General features: G+C 37.6%; 23 protein-coding genes. 6 read left to right on the top strand and 17 right to left on the bottom strand.

Annotation, left to right across the window (positions count from 1 at the left end; translation table 11 throughout):
• Positions 1–90 precede the first annotated feature (90 nt).
• Positions 91–771, top strand: coding sequence for a lysoplasmalogenase (locus J2S17_RS00725; RefSeq protein ID WP_307470928.1), 681 nt, complete (start codon positions 91–93; stop codon positions 769–771).
• 8 nt (positions 772–779) lie between these two features.
• Here the strand turns inward: J2S17_RS00725 and J2S17_RS00720 are convergent, their stop codons facing one another.
• Entirely contained in the window at positions 780–2,033 is a 1,254-nt protein-coding gene (locus J2S17_RS00720; RefSeq protein ID WP_307470926.1) for a methyl-accepting chemotaxis protein, read from the bottom strand.
• A 275-nt stretch (positions 2,034–2,308) separates the two neighbouring features.
• Between J2S17_RS00720 and J2S17_RS00715 the strand changes: the two genes are divergently transcribed.
• The gene (locus J2S17_RS00715; protein WP_307470924.1) at positions 2,309–2,479 is read left to right on the top strand and encodes a hypothetical protein; all 171 of its coding nucleotides are present in this window, start codon (positions 2,309–2,311) and stop codon (positions 2,477–2,479) included.
• A gap of 267 nt (positions 2,480–2,746) precedes the next feature.
• Here J2S17_RS00715 and J2S17_RS00710 read toward each other — a convergent pair whose 3' ends face one another.
• From J2S17_RS00710 to J2S17_RS00695, 4 genes are read right to left on the bottom strand one after another with little or no spacing between them, the layout of a single operon-like run.
• Positions 2,747–3,430, bottom strand: a complete 684-nt coding sequence (locus tag J2S17_RS00710; RefSeq protein WP_307470922.1) for an ABC transporter permease — start codon at positions 3,428–3,430, stop codon at positions 2,747–2,749.
• A 12-nt stretch (positions 3,431–3,442) separates the two neighbouring features.
• A complete protein-coding gene (locus J2S17_RS00705) occupies positions 3,443–4,366 on the bottom strand; it encodes an osmoprotectant ABC transporter substrate-binding protein (RefSeq protein ID WP_307470920.1) in 924 nt (307 codons plus the stop codon).
• Between the two features lie 13 nt (positions 4,367–4,379).
• Positions 4,380–5,033 (bottom strand): ABC transporter permease, encoded by a 654-nt coding sequence (locus tag J2S17_RS00700; protein WP_307470918.1) that lies wholly within the window; start codon positions 5,031–5,033, stop codon positions 4,380–4,382.
• A 17-nt stretch (positions 5,034–5,050) separates the two neighbouring features.
• Complete coding sequence (locus tag J2S17_RS00695) at positions 5,051–6,184, bottom strand: betaine/proline/choline family ABC transporter ATP-binding protein (RefSeq protein WP_307470917.1); 1,134 nt, start codon at positions 6,182–6,184, stop codon at positions 5,051–5,053.
• A 326-nt stretch (positions 6,185–6,510) separates the two neighbouring features.
• Between J2S17_RS00695 and J2S17_RS00690 the strand changes: the two genes are divergently transcribed.
• The gene (locus J2S17_RS00690) at positions 6,511–7,047 is read left to right on the top strand and encodes a GbsR/MarR family transcriptional regulator (protein WP_307470915.1); all 537 of its coding nucleotides are present in this window, start codon (positions 6,511–6,513) and stop codon (positions 7,045–7,047) included.
• Positions 7,048–7,402: 355 nt separating this feature from the next.
• Here the strand turns inward: J2S17_RS00690 and J2S17_RS00685 are convergent, their stop codons facing one another.
• On the bottom strand, positions 7,403–8,131 hold the full coding sequence (locus tag J2S17_RS00685) for a class I SAM-dependent methyltransferase (RefSeq protein ID WP_307470912.1): 729 nt from the start codon (positions 8,129–8,131) through the stop codon (positions 7,403–7,405).
• A gap of 20 nt (positions 8,132–8,151) precedes the next feature.
• Positions 8,152–8,994, bottom strand: a complete 843-nt coding sequence (locus J2S17_RS00680; protein WP_307470910.1) for a hypothetical protein — start codon at positions 8,992–8,994, stop codon at positions 8,152–8,154.
• Positions 8,995–9,331: 337 nt separating this feature from the next.
• Between J2S17_RS00680 and J2S17_RS00675 the strand changes: the two genes are divergently transcribed.
• Positions 9,332–10,354, top strand: a complete 1,023-nt coding sequence (locus J2S17_RS00675) for a DUF1646 family protein (protein WP_307470908.1) — start codon at positions 9,332–9,334, stop codon at positions 10,352–10,354.
• Between the two features lie 465 nt (positions 10,355–10,819).
• Here the strand turns inward: J2S17_RS00675 and J2S17_RS00670 are convergent, their stop codons facing one another.
• The 4 genes from J2S17_RS00670 to J2S17_RS00655 all read right to left on the bottom strand — a co-directional run bounded on the left by J2S17_RS00670 (position 10,820) and on the right by J2S17_RS00655 (position 12,736).
• The gene (locus J2S17_RS00670; RefSeq protein WP_307471569.1) at positions 10,820–11,140 is read right to left on the bottom strand and encodes a redoxin domain-containing protein; all 321 of its coding nucleotides are present in this window, start codon (positions 11,138–11,140) and stop codon (positions 10,820–10,822) included.
• Positions 11,141–11,158: 18 nt separating this feature from the next.
• A complete protein-coding gene (locus J2S17_RS00665; RefSeq protein WP_307470906.1) occupies positions 11,159–11,326 on the bottom strand; it encodes a hypothetical protein in 168 nt (55 codons plus the stop codon).
• Between the two features lie 58 nt (positions 11,327–11,384).
• Entirely contained in the window at positions 11,385–12,440 is a 1,056-nt protein-coding gene (locus J2S17_RS00660) for a DmpA family aminopeptidase (RefSeq protein ID WP_307470904.1), read from the bottom strand.
• Between the two features lie 101 nt (positions 12,441–12,541).
• Positions 12,542–12,736: an IDEAL domain-containing protein gene (locus J2S17_RS00655; RefSeq protein ID WP_307470902.1), complete on the bottom strand. Its 195-nt coding sequence runs from the start codon at positions 12,734–12,736 to the stop codon at positions 12,542–12,544.
• Between the two features lie 250 nt (positions 12,737–12,986).
• Here J2S17_RS00655 and J2S17_RS00650 point away from each other — a divergent pair, with 250 nt between their 5' ends.
• Positions 12,987–14,162 (top strand): MFS transporter, encoded by a 1,176-nt coding sequence (locus J2S17_RS00650; RefSeq protein WP_307470900.1) that lies wholly within the window; start codon positions 12,987–12,989, stop codon positions 14,160–14,162.
• 38 nt (positions 14,163–14,200) lie between these two features.
• Here the strand turns inward: J2S17_RS00650 and J2S17_RS00645 are convergent, their stop codons facing one another.
• Positions 14,201–14,386, bottom strand: a complete 186-nt coding sequence (locus J2S17_RS00645; RefSeq protein ID WP_307470898.1) for a hypothetical protein — start codon at positions 14,384–14,386, stop codon at positions 14,201–14,203.
• Between the two features lie 25 nt (positions 14,387–14,411).
• The gene (locus J2S17_RS00640; RefSeq protein ID WP_307470896.1) at positions 14,412–15,383 is read right to left on the bottom strand and encodes a bile acid:sodium symporter family protein; all 972 of its coding nucleotides are present in this window, start codon (positions 15,381–15,383) and stop codon (positions 14,412–14,414) included.
• 355 nt (positions 15,384–15,738) lie between these two features.
• Between J2S17_RS00640 and J2S17_RS00635 the strand changes: the two genes are divergently transcribed.
• Positions 15,739–16,449, top strand: coding sequence for a hypothetical protein (locus tag J2S17_RS00635; protein ID WP_307470895.1), 711 nt, complete (start codon positions 15,739–15,741; stop codon positions 16,447–16,449).
• 353 nt (positions 16,450–16,802) lie between these two features.
• Here the strand turns inward: J2S17_RS00635 and J2S17_RS00630 are convergent, their stop codons facing one another.
• From J2S17_RS00630 to J2S17_RS00615, 4 genes are all read right to left on the bottom strand, one after another.
• The gene (locus J2S17_RS00630; RefSeq protein ID WP_307470893.1) at positions 16,803–17,087 is read right to left on the bottom strand and encodes a DUF3219 family protein; all 285 of its coding nucleotides are present in this window, start codon (positions 17,085–17,087) and stop codon (positions 16,803–16,805) included.
• 183 nt (positions 17,088–17,270) lie between these two features.
• Entirely contained in the window at positions 17,271–18,623 is a 1,353-nt protein-coding gene (locus tag J2S17_RS00625; RefSeq protein ID WP_307470891.1) for an aspartate aminotransferase family protein, read from the bottom strand.
• Between the two features lie 93 nt (positions 18,624–18,716).
• Entirely contained in the window at positions 18,717–20,183 is a 1,467-nt protein-coding gene (locus tag J2S17_RS00620; protein WP_307470889.1) for a CoA-acylating methylmalonate-semialdehyde dehydrogenase, read from the bottom strand.
• 238 nt (positions 20,184–20,421) lie between these two features.
• The gene (locus J2S17_RS00615) at positions 20,422–22,035 is read right to left on the bottom strand and encodes a PucR family transcriptional regulator (RefSeq protein ID WP_307470887.1); all 1,614 of its coding nucleotides are present in this window, start codon (positions 22,033–22,035) and stop codon (positions 20,422–20,424) included.

Below are 22,035 nucleotides of genomic sequence, written 5' to 3'. Positions count from 1 at the left end.
ATGTTTTTGCCTGTATATATTTTATTCTAGTGCAAGCAGGAATCTGCAGCGACAGACTGGAATAATTTAGTACTGAAGGAGATGATTAAAATGAAGGAAAAGTGGCTGCCTTATCTGATACTAATGATGGGAATCATCTATATATTTGTCGTCCCTGCTCAACCCCAGGGAGTAAAAATTTTATTCAAGTTAATCCCGATGCTCTTAATCATTTTTTATGCTTATTTAATCAAACCGAAAGATAAGCAAAAGCTGTCAGCAATTCTGCTATTAGGTTTATTTTTCTGTATGCTTGGAGATGGGCTATTGATATGGTTTGTTGTAGGGCTCACTGCTTTTCTCATTGGACATATTTTTTATACTGTCGGCTTTTTTACACAATGGAAGTTCTCTTGGCCGCGTGCACTAACCATTATCCCTATTGCGATCTATGGTTTTGTGATGGGCAGTCAATTAGTGGAAGCGCTGCAAACCAATCAACAAACAGCTTTAATGATCCCGGTGATTGTATATATCATAGCGATTTCATTAATGTTCTGGTCAGCTGTCATGAGTGGCAATGTAGCAGCAATGATTGGAAGCGGTTTGTTTGTGATATCAGATTCTATTCTTGCATGGAATAAATTTGTTGAACAGATTATTTATTCAGGAGAGTTAATTATGATTACTTACTATTCTGCCCAGTTCTTAATCGCCTATAGTTTGAAGAATTTTTTCATTTCCGAGCCTTATAATATGGGATTAATTGAAGAAAAAGCCTCAATTAAATGAGGCTTTTCTTATAGTTTAAACTTTTCAACTAAGCTTCTTAACTTGTCTGCCATGGATATTAATTGCTCGGCAGATTGTGTTACTTCCTCAATTGAAGCATGCTGTTCTTCAGTAGAAGCATGTACATTCTGTGACGACCTAACTGAATCGTTCGTAATTGTCGACATATCTAGAATGGAGACGAGCACTTCATCAGAGCCAGCAGAAATATGATTGATAGCTATTGAAACCTCTTTCATTTGAAGAGTTACTTCTTCTACAGCTTCACGAATCTGAGAAAATGACTCTCCTGCTTTATAGGTAGAATCTTTACCCTCTTGAACCTCAGTGAATAATAGCTCCATAGATTCAACCACTTCTGTTGTTTCTTCTTGTATATGTGTAATCAATTGGCTAATTTGTAAAGTCGATTGGGCTGATTGTTCTGCTAATTTCCTTACTTCATTTGCCACTACTGCAAAGCCTTTTCCTTGGTCACCTGCTCTAGCAGCTTCAATTGCTGCATTTATTGCCAGCAAATTTGTTTGTGCGGCTATCGCATTGATCACTTCAACAATTTTACCAATCTCATTCGATCGATGGCCAAGCTCTTTGACATTAGTTGAGAGGTGATGGAAATTGTTGTTTATCTCATCCATTTGTCTGCCAGCATTTAATATTAACTCTGATCCATTATTCGCTTTTCCAAGTGATTGATCTAATTTATCGCCTACAACATTTGCATGGTTTACCACATTTAATAAATTCGCCGACATTCTTTTCATTATGTCAGAATTACCTAGTGCTCCTTTTGCTTGCATTTCCGCTCCCGTCGCCATATCCTCTATTGCTTCAGTAATTTGCCCAATCGCTATATCTGTCTGCATGGCACCAGTCGATAACTGATTAGCATATGTATTCACATCAATTGTTGCTTTGACAACATTCTGTAATACCTCATTCCATGTATCTACTGTATGATTGATAGTTGAAGCAATTGACTTTAACTCCCCAACCTTGTTTTCATCTATTCTTTGAGTCATATCTCCATCTGCCAAGTGATTCAGCGTACTGTTTATTTTTGCGATTGGCAAAATGAACCTTCGATAGTTTATTACTGAGGAAAGAAAGCCAATTAAACAACCAATAATTACGATGATTATATTACTAATCCAAAAGGCCTTTCCGCTAATTCCATTCCCTAAGCAAATCCCAATACCTGCAAGTACCACGCAAGGAATGACCACGAGTAATGTCCGCAACGTATAATTCTTTAGACTCATAAAACAATCTCCTCTCCCTTTGATATTCGTGACATATTAACTATCAGCTATTTCATTATATTCTATTCATCGGAATATTCCAATTATTTTTTGGATATATTTAGAAAATTGTGTTAAAATAAACTAATACCCATTTTGATTTGTTTGAATATATATAAGCAAATACCCATCTTTTACTGTAAAGCATAATAAGCTGATTATAGGGCATCATGTAAAATAATCCAGCTAATAGAAAACTAAAAATGATGTTTAAAATGAAGAAGGAGATGAAGCAAATGAAAGAACCAACATTGTTTAATGAAAACGAAGAAGATAAAATAGCTTCTGAAGAGGCAGCACAGCTCAAATCAGTTCACACTAACGAAGAGGTTTCCGCTCCTGTATCTAATCAAAAAAACCCTGAATTTGATATATTTGGAACGGGATTAAATGGGTATAGAGGATAATGAATAACTCTCTTTTATGCTGATGATGGCTATGACGCATATAGAATCAAAGTCATCATCAATTATTTCTTTAAAGTACCGATGTTTTTTTCGTCTATCTCCAAATATCCTCTTGCCTGCATTCATCTCATTCCTTTTCAACTAACAAGCTTTAACCTCTTGTTTCAAAATTTCTTTTCCGATTTGATTTTCAATTTAACATTTACTGTACACTATCCGTATTTAAGTATAAGAAAACCCCATCCTAAAACAGGATGGGGAATTTTCTTATACCGCTGGATTTTCAATTTCTGCTGTTGTCCCTTTCTTATTTTTCACAGGCAAGAGCTTCCTTTCAATCCAACCCATGACAATATCAGCGATGACAGCCATTAATGCCGTTGGTATTGCACCTGCAAGAATGATGGCTGTTCCGTCCTGAGCGTTTGTTCCGCGTAAGATGATGTCACCAAGTCCGCCGGCACCAATAAAGGTCCCGATTGTTGCCACACCAATGGTAATAACAAGAGCAGTTCGAAGACCAGCCATAATGACCGATAATGATAGTGGTAACTCCACCATTCGAAGAACTTGGAACTTTGTCATACCCATGGCTTTTCCTGACTCTAATAATGTTGCATCGACATTCCGTATGCCTGTATAAGTATTTTTTATGATGGGCAATAACGAATAAAGGAATAAAGCAAATACCACTGTGTTCGTCCCTAGACCCATGACGAGCATCAAGACCGCTAGCATAGCGAGTGCTGGAATCGTCTGTATAATGTTCGCTAAAGAGATTACCCAACCGCTTAGTTTATGATAGCGAGCAATGAGAATACCGACTGGAATTCCAACGATTGCTGCAAACAATACACCATAAGCAGACATCAGAAAATGCCGAAAGAACTGCTCCCATACATAGGCTCCATTTTCCGAAAAATAAACAAATAAATCCTTCATGACTTCCACTATTGCCACCCCCTATTCTTCATCTCTGAAGTAATTGTTTTCTTCTAAAAATTCTTTGGCAACGATGGTTGGTTCACGCATCTCTCCATCGGCCTCATAATTTAATTCCTGCATTTTTTCCGTATCAATTTTCCCTGTTAAACGTTCTAGCAGCTCATCCAGTTCAGGATACTTTTGTAAAATGTCATTGCTTGCAACTGGCGATGTATCATAAGGCGGGAAAAATTGTTTATCATCCTTGAGCACTTTTAAGTCAAAAGCCTTAATTCTCCCGTCTGTTGTGTATGCAAGGACAACATCCATCTCACCAGAGGCAGCCGCTTGATAAACTAAGCCGATCTGCATAGGAAATGTATTAGCAAAGGAAAATCCGTACTCCTCTACGAACCCTTCATATCCATCGCCTTTTCTTGTTAACCATGCATTATCGACGCCTAAAGACAGGTCCTCGGCTACTCCTTCCAAGTCAGATACAGTCTCAATATTTTCACGTTCAGCTAGTTCTGCTGTAATGGTAAAAGCATATGAATTATCAAACCCATACGAATCATACCACTTCTGGTTAAATTGCTTTTGGAATTCAGTTTGAACAATTTCCATTGCCTTATCAGGATCCATAACTGGGTCGATTTGTAATGCACCAGCTAAATCGGTACCGGTATATCGAGTTGCGGATATGTCAACGTCATCATTGATCATCGCTTGGTGAGCAACAATAGAAGAGCCTAGATTATTTACCATATCCACTTTTAAATCGGTTTCTTGTTCGATGAGCAATCGGATGATTTGCCCCATAATTTGTGATTCAGACGTTGAAATGGTTCCGATTGAAATAGAATCTTTATCTGAACCGCTTAAACCGGGTAGCGAACATCCGCTCAATATGATTGCAAAAATCATTATCACACTAATAATAGAAGTTCTTCTCTTCCTCATTATCTGCCACCTCCTATGCTGTTTTTTTCATTTCTTTCATGACTTTAGGTGTTACCCTGTTTTCTACCTTACCTAAAATCAAATCGACGATTAAAGCAAGGATTGTAACAGGAATCGCCCCTGCTATAATAAATTCTGGTTGATATAAATTCAATCCGCTAAAAATATAATCTCCCAATCCGCCCGCTCCAATATAGGAAGCGAGTGTCGCCCAGCCAATTAAATAAACAGTTGAAACCCTCACGCCTGCCATAATTACTGGTACACTAAGCGGCAATTCCACATAGCGTATTCGCTCCCATCCAGTCATCCCCATCCCACGACCAGCTTCGATCAAACTGTCATTTACACCTTTTACACCCGTATAAGTATTTCTCAAGATAGGCAGGACTGAATAGAAGAATAATGCGATGATTGCTGGAATCTTCCCGATCCCAAACAATGGGATAAAAAATGCCAGAATCGCAAAACTTGGGATTGTTTGAATCATTCCTAAAATGGACATTACTAGTCCGGCAGCTTTTTCATAGCGGGTTAAAGCAATACCAAGTGGCACTGCAACAATGACGCCTAACCCTGCTGCAATTAATGAAATATATAAATGCTCCCATGTTTTATGCAGCATTTCCACACCATTTTGACTTAAAAAATCGATGATGGCACTCATATCATCTCCCCCCTTCTCTATTGTGCAATCTCTTCTTCACCCCAGATAGAATCATAGACAATATCTACGAGGCTTGTTCTAGTGACTATCCCGACAAGGCGGCGATTTTCATCTGTTACAGGTACGTACTTCATCCCTTTTTTGAGTATTTGCCTGATTGTATCTCTCACAAGAGCATCTTTTTCTACAAAGAATATTTCAGCCTGCAGGATATCACTGACCAGATGCGCTTTTTTACGTTTTTGGTCAATCATTTCAACATCGATAAAGCCTTCCAATACCTGATTGCTATCCACTACCAACAATGAATCGACTCTATTTTGTTTCATTAAAGTGATCGCTTCAGTTAATGATTGTTCCGGAGTAATAGTAACAGGCTTTGAATTCATGATTTGCTCAACCGTAGTAATGTTTGGCTTCGCTTGGACGAGTCGCTCTTTTCCGATAAACTCTTCAACAAATTCATCTGCTGGATTTCTTAAAATTTCATCAGGGGAGCCGCATTGTACCAGCTGGCCATCACGCATGATCACGATTTGATCCGCCAGCTTTAACGCTTCATCCATATCATGTGTAACAAATACAATCGTTTTCCCAAGTTTCTTTTGCAATTTTTTAAATTCATCTTGTAAAGAATCCCTTGTAATTGGATCGAGCGCTCCGAAAGGTTCATCCATTAAAATAAGCGGCTGATCAGCCGCAAGTGCACGAAGCACACCTATTCGCTGCTGTTGTCCTCCACTTAGCTCATGTGGATATCGCTCTAGGTAGTCTGGCGTCATATCAACAAGTGTTAATAATTCTTTCGCTCGTTGTTTTCTTTTTTCTTCAGGCCATTTTAAAAGTTTAAGAACCAACGATATGTTCTCCTGAATCGTCATATGCGGGAATAACCCAATTTGCTGAATCACATAGCCAATTTCCCTTCTAAGATTAACGGGATCTTTTTTCATTATGTCTTCCCCATTAATATAGATTGTGCCATCTGTCGGTTCAATCAGGCGGTTAATCATCTTCATTGTTGTTGTTTTTCCACAACCACTCGGTCCGATAAAAACAATGAATTCCCCTTTTTTAAATTCTAAATTTAAGTCATTTACTGCTTTCTTTCCTCCTTTATAAACTTTTGATACATGATCAAATTTAAGCATTTCTTGACACCCCCATTTAATATCTAGCAGTCTTCTACCCTTTTTCTTAATACTTTTGTCATTTTTCGAAGACTTTTTTAAAAAATCATTATATTGTCATAATAATAGTATAATATAAACTTTGTGAAATAAAAAGTTTACAAACTGTATGAATTTTATTGTATTTACGTAAAATTATAGTTGTATAAATAGAAATATGGGTATATCTTATAAATACTTGCTTTTTTATTAGTTTCCTCACAAATGCTCATTTTATAATTATTTTCAAATATGGTACATTGACTTTAAATGTAAAGATGATCCTTATTGGAAGGGTGATATTTTCGATGACTGAAGAACAAAAAGGTAAAATTAATCAAATGGAGGATTTTTTTATCGATAAGATTGCCGATAACATGACTACATACGGAGTCTCTCCAACAGTAGGCAGAGTGCTAGGCATTATTTATATGAACCGTAAACCAATGACTTTAAATGAATTATCTGAAGCGACAGGAATGAGCAAAACTCGTATGAGCCAGGTTGTCAGAGAAATGCTCGATCTTAATATTGCAGAGAAGATATTCGAAAAAGGTGTACGCAGAGATTTGTATACTGTTGAGCGAGATTATTACCAAACATTTGTATCACTTTTCACTTCCAATTGGCAAAAAGTGATAAACAAGAATAAAATGTTCGATAAAAAGGTCAAGACAGAACTCGTTTCTATACTCGAACAAGCTGAAATAAGCGAGGAAGACGAAATCAAAATTAATCATTTATTAAAGGAAACCAAAGAATGGGTTGACTATTACCAATGGTTAGCTCGTTTAGTTGATTTTTTTGAAAGCGGAGAAATCTTTAAGCATGTACCAAAGACATAAAAGAAGTGGCGCGAAGAAATGCGCCACCTCTTTTTAGTTGGATTGCCGAAATATTAATATTATCGTTTAGAATGCCTGCATCAATATAACTTCTAACTAATTTCCAGTCATATCTATTTTAAGTGTTCTTTTTAAACGTTTGAAATAGAATATTTGACGTTGGTAAACTCTTAACCTTGTCATAATAGCAGGTAAAATGACTATCATTTCATCGTCTTTAAGAGGGAGCATCGAAATTTCATTTATATCCCTTTGTTAACTGATTTCTTTCACATAAACAACCCTTTATTTTGGAAATCCTCATTTGAACATCATTCTATGACAGATGACAAACATAGTGATCTAATAAGGTTAGTTACTTCTCTACCCTTCCCACACTAACTAGCAAATAACCGGGAAAGGCAGACTTCTCTGATTCTGTTAATTCTGTGTACCATTCATGAATCTTATCTTTTAATGGTTGCACGTTCGGTATAAAATCAAGAAAATCTAAACTATTTACGAATCCAATGTCCCTTTCACTCAGCAAAGTAATTCCGCTTTGCGCAAATTCTTCTTTTAATGAGGTTACTGGCTCTTCAATGCCATACATCCAAGTGCCATGCTTTTCAGCATATGCCTTTCCTACACGATAAGGCAGACATTTGGAATAAGGCGTCATGATGATAATAGTCCCTCCCTCTTTTGTTGCCCTTGCCATTTCTTTAAGTATTATTACTTTTTCATCAAAATTAAAGTGTTCAAGAACACCTGCGTTCCAGGTAAGATCATAGTGTTTTTCTACTGTTTGAAGCCTTCGAATATCAGATAGTACAAATTCTCCCTCACAGCTCGCTTTGCGGAAGGCTAGCTGACTATTCTCTAACGCTTTTTCCGAATAATCAACGAGCGTAACGTTCGCGTTTTCCATAGCGAGCTTTAATGATATTTTCCCAGTTCCTGATCCTGCTTCCAAGATTCCCTTCCCTTGAACACCGTCTATTGAACTGCAAATAGTCTCAAAAATGGCCTGACTCAATGTGTCCCACTGATACGATACTTCCTGAGACCAGAGTCGATCCCATACCGCCTTCTGTTTATCCAAAATATCCTCACCTCTAACAATTACTGTCGTAAAAAGTCTTGCAGAAGCATATCAAATACGGAAGAGTTTTGATGAATATTTGATAATCTCTTTAAACCATAGGCTCCATATTGCCGAATGAGGCCTTGTTCATTTATAGAAAAGTCTAAATGCCTGTCGGTAAAGGTCCCTCTCTGTGCCATTGTTGCGTGATACACCCAGGACTTCAGGTAGCATTTAGGTCTCCAATTAGTACGTGTTCCCATATAGTAGGCATATCCCAACAGTAAACTATCGTCCTCATAACCTTGTTTCCCTTGCAAAAATCGTGTATCGTAGCCCCCAATTACACGTAAAATGCTCGCTTTATGAATAACTGGATGGACAAATCGTTCGTGGACTTCATCCCGATTCATCTTCCCTAATAAAGCAATTAAATCATCTGTGTTATCTGGAATTGCGGTATAAAGATTAAGAGGCTGCAGTTCCCCATTCATTGTGAGAATACCTGGAGAAATCATTGGTTCATCTGAGTTCGTTAAAAATTCTACTAGCGGCCCATACCAATTGGGCGGAAATAACATATCAACATGTATTTCTGAAATATATTCAACATCCTCATAATGCTCCCAAATGTAATCAAAACAATTTTGTCTCGCTTGGGCGATCCCCACATTTTCACCGTTCCCAAGAATAACCACCGATGATTCAGAAGGAGGAAATAACTCCCTTATTTCGTCATTATTTAAACCGCCTTGATTATATAAAACAACGGGATTTCCCTTCGTTGGCTGCAGGGTTTCGAAACATCTTTTTGCCATTTCTAAATCATCAATCAAAAATTCTGGACGAATCAGTAAAGGTATAGTGTGGATAATCTTCATACAAAGCCTCCCTCCAACTTCGTTTCAGAAATTGCACTTTTTCTCTCACTCGATTACAGATATAGTATGGTAAAAATATACATATGAGCTTGCATACCCTATTTATTTTCATGCTTAAGCAATAAAATTAAGGCAATTCCTCAATCGTTTAGCCTGGATTTACATTCCTGCCATGCGATGTTGACTTTCATTTTGATCTAACAATTTGAAATAACCAGACCAGATTTATTTTGAAACCGCCTCATTTGGATTTGGTGGAAAGTTTGTCCACTTTGTTTCATATACATCTATTAATCCTGCTGGATGGGATAATAATCATATAATGGAGTTTTTGAACATGATATTAGGATTAGCCATCGTTTTTTTACTTGTGTTACTTTTGCCCTTTACAATGAGCCATGTCGAGAAAAATTTAGAGATCTTTCTATTTTTTATGGGATTAATTTCGGTATTCATAAGTGGGGTTTATTCAGAGGCTTTATTCTTAAAGGCAGCTTTTGATCCAATAAAAATATCCATTGCTGTATTGGTTGCAGGCCTTTTTTTCAAGTGGTTTCAAAGGCAGCTTGAAAGCATTATTGTTCGAGTTAGCAGAATGGTTCCTTTTAGATTATTCTGCGCCTTCATTGTCATTTTCTTAGGGCTTATTTCAAGTATGATAACAGCCATTATCGCAGCACTTGTACTCGTGTTAATTACTTCTTCACTCAATTTAGAGCGCAAAGCTCAAATTCGTCTCGTTGTACTAGCCTGTTTTTCCATTGGCCTCGGGGCTGCATTAACTCCAATTGGTGAACCGCTATCGACTATAGCTATTAGTAAACTAAATGAAGATTTTTTCTTTCTCGTACGACTTGTAGGAGTCGAGATTGTCGCAGCCATTTTGTTTTTTGGATTGATTGCCGCAATTTATGTTTCGCCGCCAAAGTACAAAAAGAATTCGATACCATCGTTACATAATCAAAGTGAAAATTACGCTGACATTTTCATACGCTCTCTTAAGATCTACTTTTTTGTAATGGGATTAACCTTTCTTGGTGCAGGGTTTGAACCAATTATCAACCGCTATGTTGTCGGCTTGGATCCATCCACACTCTATTGGATCAATATCCTATCTGCTGTTCTAGATAATGCCACACTTGCAGCCGCAGAAATCAGTCCAAGCATGAGTCACGATACTGTTCGAGCCATTCTTCTTGGTTTGCTCATAAGCGGCGGGATGCTGGTACCTGGTAACATCCCTAATATTATCTCAGCAGGAAAGCTGGAAATTTCCAGTAAAGAATGGGCAAAGTTTGGATTACCTGTTGGATTCCTTTTTATGGTTGCTTACTTTATCGTTTTGATGGTTATAAAATAATGCTCACCATTAAAAAATACAATTTTTATTGACTATATAGGGAGAGTTAATCTACTCTCCTTATTCACTTTGACCCGAATCTCGATACAACCGTTTTTTACACGTAAGTCCTCTTCGGTTTGGCAGATCTTTCATATTGTTTCCCTACTTCATTTTTAGTCATTTGATCCTTTTTTGTTACTTGAGACCGTTTTTGTCGATCGATTCTCTTTTTTTAGTCCATTTCTGGCCTTTTTTAGTCAATCGACACCTTCTTTTAGTCACTTGAAATTTTTTTAGTCACTCGAACTAGACAGTCTGGTGTAATTACATTACTCGTCGGGAACTCTTCTACGTCCCGCACACCTTCAGTAGTTATTATATTATTTAGATCACTCTTCACTTATATAAAAACAGCATCGTTGCAAAAGTACAAAAAAAGACTCAAAAAGATGTATTTCATCTTTTGAGTCTATTCTACACATATTAAAGCCCTTCATATGCTTCTTTTATATCAGCTAATGTTTCAGGTAATTCTTCTCCCCAATGATCATTCACTTTCTTAAGAACGACTTCGCCATTAGGATCTAAGATCACATATCCTCGATAAGTAGTGTCGCCATTTTTCATCCCTACTTCATCAATCAGCGTTGAATCTGGATCTGAGATGAACGGTAAGCTTCCGCCAAATTGCTTTGTCAATTCATCGTATAATAGCTTTTGATACTGTGGCTCATCATTGCTTACAATGTACATATTCATATCGAATTCATCTAGTTCCTGTAATTGGTCATGCAGCTGGACCAGCTGCTGTTGGCAGAGTCCTCAGGTGTAAGTTGTGATAAAGAAAAATAATACAGGCTTCTCTTGAGGGAAAGACACATCATTATTCTCATGATTTTGGAGAGTAATTGAATTGTCCATGCCTTTTGAGCTGCATCCTGCTACTACAAATAATGTAGCGATAAGCAATAACAATAGTTTTTTTCGCATATTCTCCCCCAGCACTTTAATATAATCTCTGTTACTATACAAAACAATTAAGCATTTATCAAGAAATCTCTTCTTTATGGAAAAGTGAATAAACGATCCGGCCATCACGTCCATTAGTCGTTTCTGCTTGTGATAAAGAATTAAGAATGGCTTCTTCTGCGACTTCTGCTGCTGCAGTAAACAGTTCATTCATTATAGGATGATCTTCTCTTATATATTTATGATGCTCAAAATCTTCATCATGTTGGTGCGGGACTTTCAATGCATTGGAAAAAGCAATGACTATATCCCCACTTCCATGGCTAAAATTGCTCCCTGTTCTTCCTAAACCAATCCCGCACCTCTTGGCGATTCTCTTTAATTGTCTGTCATTGAGAGGAACATCTGTACCTAATACAATAATAATCGATCCATCAGGTGTATTTTTCACCTCTTTATTATTTATTGGTGTCGTATATTTATCTGCTGGGAATTCAATCTTTCCGCCAAAATTACTTAGGACAAGGCAGCCAAGATGATAAGAATGGTTTTGATTATCTGAAATGATACGTGAAGAGGTTCCAATTCCTCCTTTATAACCAAAGCAGACCATGCCTTTCCCTGCTCCAACTGCACCTTCTTGACAAGCATGATTACTTGCGTTCTCAATCGCTTGTCTGGCATGCTCCGGCTTTATTGGGAGCTTTCTAATTGTATTTAAATAGCCATCATTACATTCACCTGTAACAATATTTATCGTGCCTGTTGTATCACCGATATCAGGATTATTCTCTAACATATATTGAATGGTCCCATGCGTGACAGCAGGTACAGCAAAAGTATTAGTTAGCATAATTGGGGATTCGATTAATCCTAATTCATCTAGCTGGACAAGGCCAGTTGTTTTGCCAAATCCATTAATAACATAAGAAGCTCCGATGACTTTTTCTTGAAAGAGATTGCCCCCATGCGGCAGGATAGCCGTAACACCCGTACAAGCATATTCACCTGCTGTACCCTCAAACTGTTCATCCAATGTAACATGGCCTATTTTCACACCGGGAATATCCGTAATACAGTTTTTTTCTCCAGTAGGATATTGGCCAATTCCCATTCCTCTTTCTCTAAACTTCATTCCCTACCCCTCCTGTTGCTTTTTTTACCAAGTTTACCATCTATTTATAAACGCAAAAGGACAGCCTCCCTATTCAAGGAAGACTGTCCTTTTCATATAGTTTATGACAAGCTATTTAATTCTTTAGTTAATTGCATAAATCTTTCTTTATTACGTTCTTGAAGGGTCTTATCAATTTCTTGTCGGAGCTTTTCTTTTCTGAATGCAAGCAAGGCTTCATTTAACACTTGTTCCGCTACGAGTGACATTTGATTCTCATCGGATTGGATTGTTGAGTTAAGCGTATACTTTTCCATTTTGAAATCAACCCCTTGACCTTTTTTCTATTATAACAAAAGCTATCTGATAATTCAAACCGTAAATTAAAATTATGATTTGAGACCTATTTTAATACTTACTTATTTCTTTCCACATTTTCCAGCCTATTAAACATAAAATGTTTATATCCATTTTCTTCTCTTTCCAAATGTAGGATTGTCATCTATAATTAATATTTAGGGAATCAAAATAAATGAATAGATTACACCATGCTTAGGAGGTGATACTATGGATCACCCATCAGAGAAGATAAAAGGAACGGTGCAACCAGACAGAATCTGGACTCGGGATTTTATTTTAATATGCTCGGCCAATTTCTTTATATTCTTAGGGTTCCAAATGACACTGCCAACCCTTCCGCTGTTTGTTGAAGAACTCGGTGGAAATGATCAATTAATCGGTTTGGTTGTAGGTATTTTCACGTTCTCTTCCTTATTAATGCGTCCATATGCTGGTCACGCATTAGAATCAAAAGGAAGACGTTTTATTTTTTTAACTGGATTAGGAATTTTTGTGTTTTCTATCGGTTTTATCGGACTCATACATAGTATTGCGTTTTTATTCTTGCTTAGAATTATCCAAGGCGTTGGATGGGGATTATCGACAACTGCTTCAGGTACGATTGCAACAGATTTAATCCCTCCAAAAAGACGTGGAGAAGGAATGGGCTATTATGGACTATCAGGTAACCTCGCCCTTGCATTGGGTCCAACACTGGGTCTTGCCCTCGTTGGAAAGATTTCATTTACGCATATATTTTTAATTTGTGCGATATTAGGAGTAGCTGCCTTCACTCTTTCATCCTTTATCAGATTTAAAAAAGTTGAACCGGTTACAACGCCACACAAAAAATGGGATATTTATGAAAAATCAGCAGTACCACCTTCTATACTCATTTTTTTCATCACAGTGACATTTGGAGGAATAGCTACTTTCTTACCTATTTACGCTCTTCAAAAGGGATTAGATGGAATTGAATGGTATTTCTTGTTGTATGCCCTCGCTCTTTTGATTAGCCGGACATTTGCGGGAAGAATATATGATAGAAGAGGACATCAAGCGGTCTTTATTCCAGGCACTATCATGATTATGATCGCCATGTCCTTCTTAGCTTGGTTACCAAATAATCTGATTCTCTATACTGCAGCCATATTCTATGGCTTAGGATTTGGGACGATCCAGCCAGCTTTACAGGCCTGGTCGGTTAAGGAAGCGCCTATCCATCGGCGAGGAATGGCTAATGCCACTTACTTTTCATTCTTCGATCTTGGGATTGGGATTGGCTCGATCCTTTTTGGTCAAATCGCTTTTATGTTTGGCTATAGCTCGATATACGTTGTATCAGCCATTTCAGTGCTCTTTTCGGTATTTATATATATCGGGATGTTAATTAGAAAAAGCTAAAACAAAAGCCAATCAGCTAGACTGATTGGCTTTTTGTTTTAATTTTCTTCTTTCACCACAGGCGGTAAACCAGCGTCTATCCTTTTCATCTCTAGTTCCACCTTTTTAATTTCCAGCTCAATTTCCTTTTCCTTCAGTTTATGCTCATTTCTATTGATATAACCATAATAAGTCAAACTAAATCCAACAATAAAAACGATAGCCATAAATAAATCAAAACCCATTACCTACACCCCTTACAATCGGTATTTACACTGCCCGTTCGTTTACTACTACATGCTTTTTATTAAAGTAACGTTCAATGATGACGCCAAAAATTGCGGCGAGAATTTGTTGGAAGAGCACCCCAATCACAACAGGCAAAGCTACAAGCGGTGGGAAATAAGAAATTGCCAAAACTGATCCTGCACTAATATTACGCATACCACCATTAAATGTGATAGCTATAATGGCTTCCCTGTCATCTCCCATCAAGTATCTGCCAATCATGAAAGCAAATAAATAGCCGGTAAAAGCTACAAAAAACACAGTAACAATGATAGCAATCAGCTTTAAGTCAATTACTTTTAGGTAAGGTGCAACCACTGCACTATTAATCATCACGACAATCGCCATTCCAATTTTTGAAAATGGGGCAAGTCTTGCACTTAATCCCGCAGAGACCTTCTCTTTCGTAAATTGATTTAATAGCATAGCAAGTAATGACGGGATCACAATCATGAAAACTAATCCTTGAATCATGCTCCATACATCCATTTCAACTTGCGCTCCAACCAAGAGCGTTAAGGTAAGAGGAACAATGATTGGTGAGAGTAATGTATCAATTAATATAATCGTTAATGTCAAAGGTATGCTACCTTTATATATGGAAACCCATATTAAACTGGATATCCCTGTAGGAATAGCCATCATTAAGATTAACCCTGTGATTGTATAGGTATCTCCACTGAATGTGATATGCCCTACTCCCCATGCCCACAATGGCATGATGATGTGTAATACAAATAAAACAATGAAGAGAGGAAGAGGATGTGTCATTGCTTTCTTCATCGAGGAAAAGTTAGCTTTCAAGCTTCCAGAGAATGTCATAAAAGCAAAAATCCATGGAATGAGAAAAGCCAAATTCTCTAAATATCCTGCTAAAAGTACACCCATTACAACACTTGTTGGAGTGATAAATGGCATTTTTCTTTCTAACTGACTGTTTAATTTAGCCAGCACAGCGCATCACTCCTTTATTCTATTATTCTCCTGGATATTCCTTTTCTGCATTACCTATTATACCGCTTTTTTTGTGCATTGTTAGGGGGATCCGGGGATTAAATGATGATATTTTGATAGGGACAGGGGTTTTTGAGCTGCTTTTTTCGTTTTAAGTGTTTTTAGTATTTATTTTGGGTTTAATTGACCTTCATCTTGATTTAGCGCTTTGAAGGTAATTGATTCTCAGCTTATTACCCTGTGCTTCTTGATTTTATACTTTGAAAGGATTGGATTCTCTGCTTATTACTCTTACTTCTTCATTTTGCGCTTTGAAAGGATTGGATTCTCAGCTTATTATCCTTACTTCTTCATTTTGAGCTTCGAAAAGATTGGATTCTCTGCTTATTTCTCTCTTTTCTTCATTTTGCGCTTTGAAAGGATTGGATTCTCTGCTTATTATCCTTACTTCTTCATTTTGAGCTTTGAAAAGCTTGGATTCTCTGCTTATTACTCTTATTTCTTGATTTTGCGCTTCGAAAGGATTGGATTCTCTGCTTATTTCTCTCTTTTCTTGATTTTGCGCTTTGAAAAACTTGGATTCTCAGCTTTTTATCCTTACTTCTTCATTTTGAGCTTCGAAAGGATTGGATTCTCTGCTTATTTCTCTCTTTTCTTGATTTTGCGCTTTGAAAAACTTGGATTCTCAGCTTTTTATCCTTACTTCTTCATTTTGAGCTTCGAAAGGATTGGATTCTCTGCTTATTTCTCTCTTTCCTTGATTTTGCGCTTTGAAAGGTTTGGATTCTCAGCTTATTACTCTTATTTCTTGATTTTGCGCTTTGAAAGGTTTGGATTCTCAGCTTATTTCTCTTATTTCTTGATTTTGAGCTTTGAAAAGCTTGGATTCTCAGCTTTTTATCCTTACTTCTTCATTTTGAGCTTCGAAAAGCTTGGATTCTCAGCTTTTTATCCTTACTTCTTCATTTTGAGGTTCGAAAGGATTGGATTCTCAGCTTATTTCTCTCTTTTCTTGATTTTGCGCTTTGAAAGTTTGGATTCTCAGCTTATTTCTCTCTTTTCTTGATTTTGCGCTTTGAAAGGATTAGATTCTCAGCTTATTTCTCTCTCTTCTTGATTTTGAGCTTTGAAAAGGATTGGATTCTCAGCTTTTTATCCTTACTTCTTCATTTTGCGCTTTGAAAGGATTCGATTCTCAGCTTATTTCTCTCTTTTCTTGATTTTGCGCTTCGAAAGGATTGGATTCTCAGCTTATCACTCTCTCTTCTTCATTTTGCGCTTTAAAGGGCTTAAATTTCCGTTTTAGTCCCCTTGATAGCCAAATGACCTTTCTATAAATTTTTTTCTCATATTGGCCGATCCATTAAACTCATCAACTAAAAGAGAGAACCCAGTGGATTCTCTCTTTTTCTCATATTCTTACTCTGCTATTTCTAACAGCCTTACATGATAATCTCCTATTTCTCCTTCTTTATACAAATTGGTGACAGATGTATAGTATTGTGTGATCGTACCTCTAAAGTGCTTTTCTTTTTCAGGAACGATCACATCAAACGTACCTTCATATAGTAAAACCGCTATATCATGATAATTTTCACTGTTTACTTTAAAATCAACCGACACTTGGGTGAGGCCATTTATTGTCTCCTCTTCATAATTTTCAACGTCGATTATATGGTCGTTTAATTTAATTGATTGTATCAAAGGTATCGTCTCCTTTATCTTTCTATAAATATATTATCAGATGATAGCATAAATGATGAAGGACAATGCATTTGTTCAAAAAAATTTAGATTTTTCACACTCTAATGAGGCTTTGATATATTTCATTCTAAATAGATATAAAACACTCGCAATCTTCAAATTAAAGATTACGAGTGTTTTTTTCTATATTGCCTTTATCTCTTCAGTTAATGTTTCAATAATGAATTGGATGTCTTCTTCTTTAATACTCAGTGGCGGAGCTAGAGTAATGACATTATTGTAGCCTGCAACTGTGGCACCATTTTTACCGATGATGATCCCTTTTTGTTTGCATCCTGCAATAATTTTGTTCAGATAGTCAACCTCAAGAGGCTCTTTCGTTTCTTTATCTTTTACAAGCTCTATCCCGATCAGGAGACCTTTACCTCTCACATCACCCACATTTGGATGGTCTTTTAGGTTGGCAAATAAGCTCTGCTTAAACTGCTCTCCTAAAGTTTTTGAGCGTAGATAAAGCTCCTCATTTTCCAGGATTTCAAGATTTTTCAGAGCTAAGGCACATGCAGCGGGGTTTCCGCCAAATGTATTAACATGCCTGAAATAGTCGTACTCTTCAGTGCCTTTAAAAGCTTCATAGATTTCCTTCTTTACAGCCGTAGCAGATAATGGCAGGTATGCACTTGTTATCCCCTTAGCCATCGTGATAATATCTGGCTTCACTCCATAGTTCATAAAGCCGAATGGTTCACCTGTCCGACCAAACCCGTTAATTACTTCATCCGAAATAAGCAAGGCTCCATGCTTTTCACATACTTCCTTTACACCAGCCATGTAACCATCAGGAGGCATCAAAATTCCGCCGCCAGTAATGATTGGTTCCATAATGACCCCTGCAATCGTTTCGCTTAATTCCCAAGTCATGACGCGGTCAATTTCCTTTACGGAAGAAAGCTCAGTTGGTTTTGTATCATCTGCTTCAGGATTACGGTATACATCCGGTGGAGCTACGTGAATGAAGCCCGGTGCCAGCGGTTCATATTTATATTTACGCTGAGCTTGCCCTGTAGCTGCCAAGGTGCCTATCGTATTTCCATGATAACCTCTATATCGTGAAATAAATTTAAATCTGCCATGATCCCCTTTTTGCTGATGATATTGTCTCGCGATCTTAAAGGCTGTTTCATTTGCCTCGGAACCACTATTCGAGAAGAAAATCACATATTCATTTCCAAGCATTTCATTCAATTTTTCAGCAAGCTGAATGGCCGGTGTGTGACTTTGTGAAAGTGGAAAATATGCCATTTCCTTTAATTGTTTATACGCGGCTTCGGCAAGCTCAGTCCTGCCATAGCCCACATTCACACACCACAAACCTGCCATTGCATCAAGATATCTTTTGCCAGTATGGTCTGTAATCCATGCTCCTTCTGCCTTTTCAGCAATTAAAGTGGCGTCTGGGCTATAGGGTTTCATAGAGTGCCATAAAAAATCCTTATCCTTCGTCAGCCAATCTGCACCTTGTTTTACATTTGCCATTTGCTTCCCTCCTATTTTTTAATGAGAAGGCCACTTGAAGTCATTCGGTTATGACTTATGGCCTCGAGGACGGCTCCTCCATAGCTGGACAACTTAATAATCAAATCTGGATGTGATCATTTTCTTACGAGTATAGAAGTTGACGCCATCTTTTCCGTTTACATGAAGATCGCCATAGAATGAATCTTTCCAGCCTGAGAATGGGAAGAATGCCATTGTGGCGGGGACGCCAATGTTAATACCAAGCATACCTGCATCGGCCTCTTCTCTAAACTGCCTTACAGCTCTTGCATCCTTCGTATATATGGTTGCTCCATTTCCATACCGCGATTGACGAATATATTCTAGCCCTTCATCTAAATTCTCAGCACGGAGCAGGCTTAATACAGGAGCAAAGATTTCATCCTTCGCAATAGTCATATCTGGTTTGACATGGTCGAAGATTGTTGGACCTAAGAATGTTCCCCGATCCATTTCGCCCATTTCCTTACGGCCATCACGCAATAATGTCGCTCCTTCGTCAATCCCCTTGTCGATGTATCCCAACACTTTTTGACGGTGAGAATCTCTTATGACAGGTGTAAGCAATACTTCATCGTTCATGCCATTGCCAATAATCAGCTCATCTGCTTTCTGCTTAAGCCGCTGAACAAACTTTTCACCATCTCCGACGACAACGACCGCGCTGCAAGCCATACAGCGTTGCCCTGCACTGCCAAAAGTTGAACTAATAATGTTTGCAATGGCTTTATCAAGATCAGCATCAGGCATAACAATATGATGGTTTTTAGCGCCAGAAAGTGCTTGAACGCGTTTTCCTTTTCCTGCTGCTCTTTCATATACATATTTAGCCACAGGCTGTGAGCCTACAAAGGAGATAGCCTTTACATCTTCATGATCCAACAGTCCATTCACTACATCATGTGCGCCATGAACGACATTTAGAACGCCTTTTGGTGCACCTGCTTGGGCAAAAAGCTCCACTAATTCATTAGACAGGATAGGTGTACGTTCCGATGGTTTCAGTACAAACGTATTACCACAGGCAATAGCGAGCGGGAACATCCATAAAGCAACCATCATCGGAAAATTAAATGGGGTAATCCCTGCAACAACTCCATGAGGATAACGGAACATTTGCGAATCGATCTCCTCAGCGATATTAGATAAAGTTTCACCCATCATTAATGTAGGAGCACCAGCAGCAAATTCAACACATTCGATACCGCGCTGCACCTCACCATAAGCTTCTTTATACGCTTTGCCATTCTCTTCAACGATCAGTTTAGCAAGCTTTTCATGATTTTCCGTTAATAAGTAATGATATTTATAAAGGATTCTTGCTCTCTTTGGGACGGGTGTATTTTTCCATGTTTTAAATGCTTCTTTGGCTGCTTTTACAGCTAAATCTACATCTTCTTTAGAGGATATTGGCACCTTCACTAAAGTTTCACCAGTTGCTGGGTTTGGCACTTCAAGCGTTTCAGTGCTTTTAGCATCTACCCATGCACCATTAATGTAATTTTGTAATACTGCCGTATCTTCTTTTATTATTGTCATGCGTCAAATCCTCCCTAATGATAGATTATTCAGAAATATCTTATATATTATTATCTCTTAAATGAATACAGCTATCATTAGACATAATGTAAAATGAAAAACAGATATTTCTTCACAATTAGTTGATTTAGAGGATTAGGTATTCTTAAAGTCTCAGCTTGTGAATCTCATGACCTGTTCCGCCATCACAATAACCCGAGTCCGAGAATAAAAAAATCCGCTCCGCTGGGAACGAATTTCATGCTTTCTTTATACCGCTAAATTCTTGATTTGATGCCAGAATGAATTCGTGGGACATGACCATGAATTCTATGGCCAATCTTTTTTCATGGGTCATAAAATCAGTTCCAAGCAGTTGCTCTAACTTTTCGAGACGGTGATATAATGTCTGCCTGACGATAAAAAGTTTCTGAGCCGTTTCTTTCTTTGAACCATTGCAAGCCAGGTAGGCCTTTAAGGTATCCATCAATTTACCATTATGATTGAAATCATATGAAATGACGGGTTCTAAATACTCCATGACTATTTCCTGTAAATCTAACTGTCGGTTTAATATGGAAATGACACGAAAAATATGTAGATCATCATAAAAATAACTATTTGCAGGATCAGCCATACTTTTTTTAATTTTCACTGTCTCTATCGCCGTTTGATAGCTGTCCGATACCTTTTCTAGATTTTCGACATACTTTCCAACGCCAATCATCGGTTTGGATTCGACTCTGCCTCTTTCTAACTCAGATTCCAGGAGTTTAGAAATGGCTTCGTTCACCCTTTTTTTCCAATCAGTTGATTGCCGCTCATTGATAATAATTAAGATCACTGAATGATGCTTTTCAATTGCCAGAAATGAAAAGCCCCTTTGTTCTAAAATAGATCGAAAGTAAAGTTTGAAATAGGTGAGGTTGATAATCTTCTTTTGTTCTTCCTGCTGATAAATACAAACAAATGCCCCTTTAGGGCTGACCGTGGGCATATAATAAGCAAGATTTTCCATAATCGAGGCTTTAGTTTCTTCACCATCAAGCCAGCAATTGACCCACTCTGTTTCTTCCACTCTTCGCTTTTCTTCTACAAATAATTCTCTAATAAAAAATTGAGCCAGAGCATTAGCCGTTCGGTCTAAAATGAGCTGGTCGAATTCTATTAGGTCTCGATCTTGCGAAATGATAAGGAGCTCGGCATATTTTTCGCCCAGCAGTTCTATAGGTGCCGATACAATGGAATACTTTGATAAAATTGCTGAACGCTCTGTTTCAATTGCCTTTAATAAGATGCTTTTCTTTACATCACCAATCTCAGGAAAAAAATGATTCTCTTGATTATTGAATGTAAGGATAATCTGTGCTTGCACGTCTTCATAAATCACTTTCAAAATTTCATCATAATGATTCATCGACAACAGCATTTTATTTAATACTTGTGAATGCTTTTCAAGGCTGGCTAACATATCGTACTGTCGGTTGATCAACAGTGTGTGGATGTCCTGAGTAATCTCTACAAAGGGGACCTCTTTTAAGATGAGAATAATAGGAAATTGTGCTTTATTGGCCATCGTAATAATTTCATGAGGAATAACGCTTGTATATGTCCCAATTTCAATGCATAGACCTGCGGCATTTGATTTGATTAATTGCTGTAGAATAGAAATAAAAAGCTCTTTTTTTTCCTTCCATGCAACAGCCGTCGATAGAATTAACTCATTGCCTTTCAATAGTTTCCCGATATTTGTTACTTCAACAATATGAACCCACTTTACATGGTGGTGCAGTCCTTCTTTTCCAGCAGCTATCTCTACTTTTTCAAAATGCTTTCTTTGCAGAATGTCCTCTACTGTTAAATAGGACTTCAT

The organism is Cytobacillus purgationiresistens (assembly GCF_030813235.1).
Taxonomy (GTDB): Bacteria; Bacillota; Bacilli; order Bacillales; family Cytobacillaceae; genus Cytobacillus; species Cytobacillus purgationiresistens.
The sequence above is the reverse complement of the archived record's forward strand: the minus strand, read 5'-3'. Positions and strand labels throughout refer to the sequence as shown.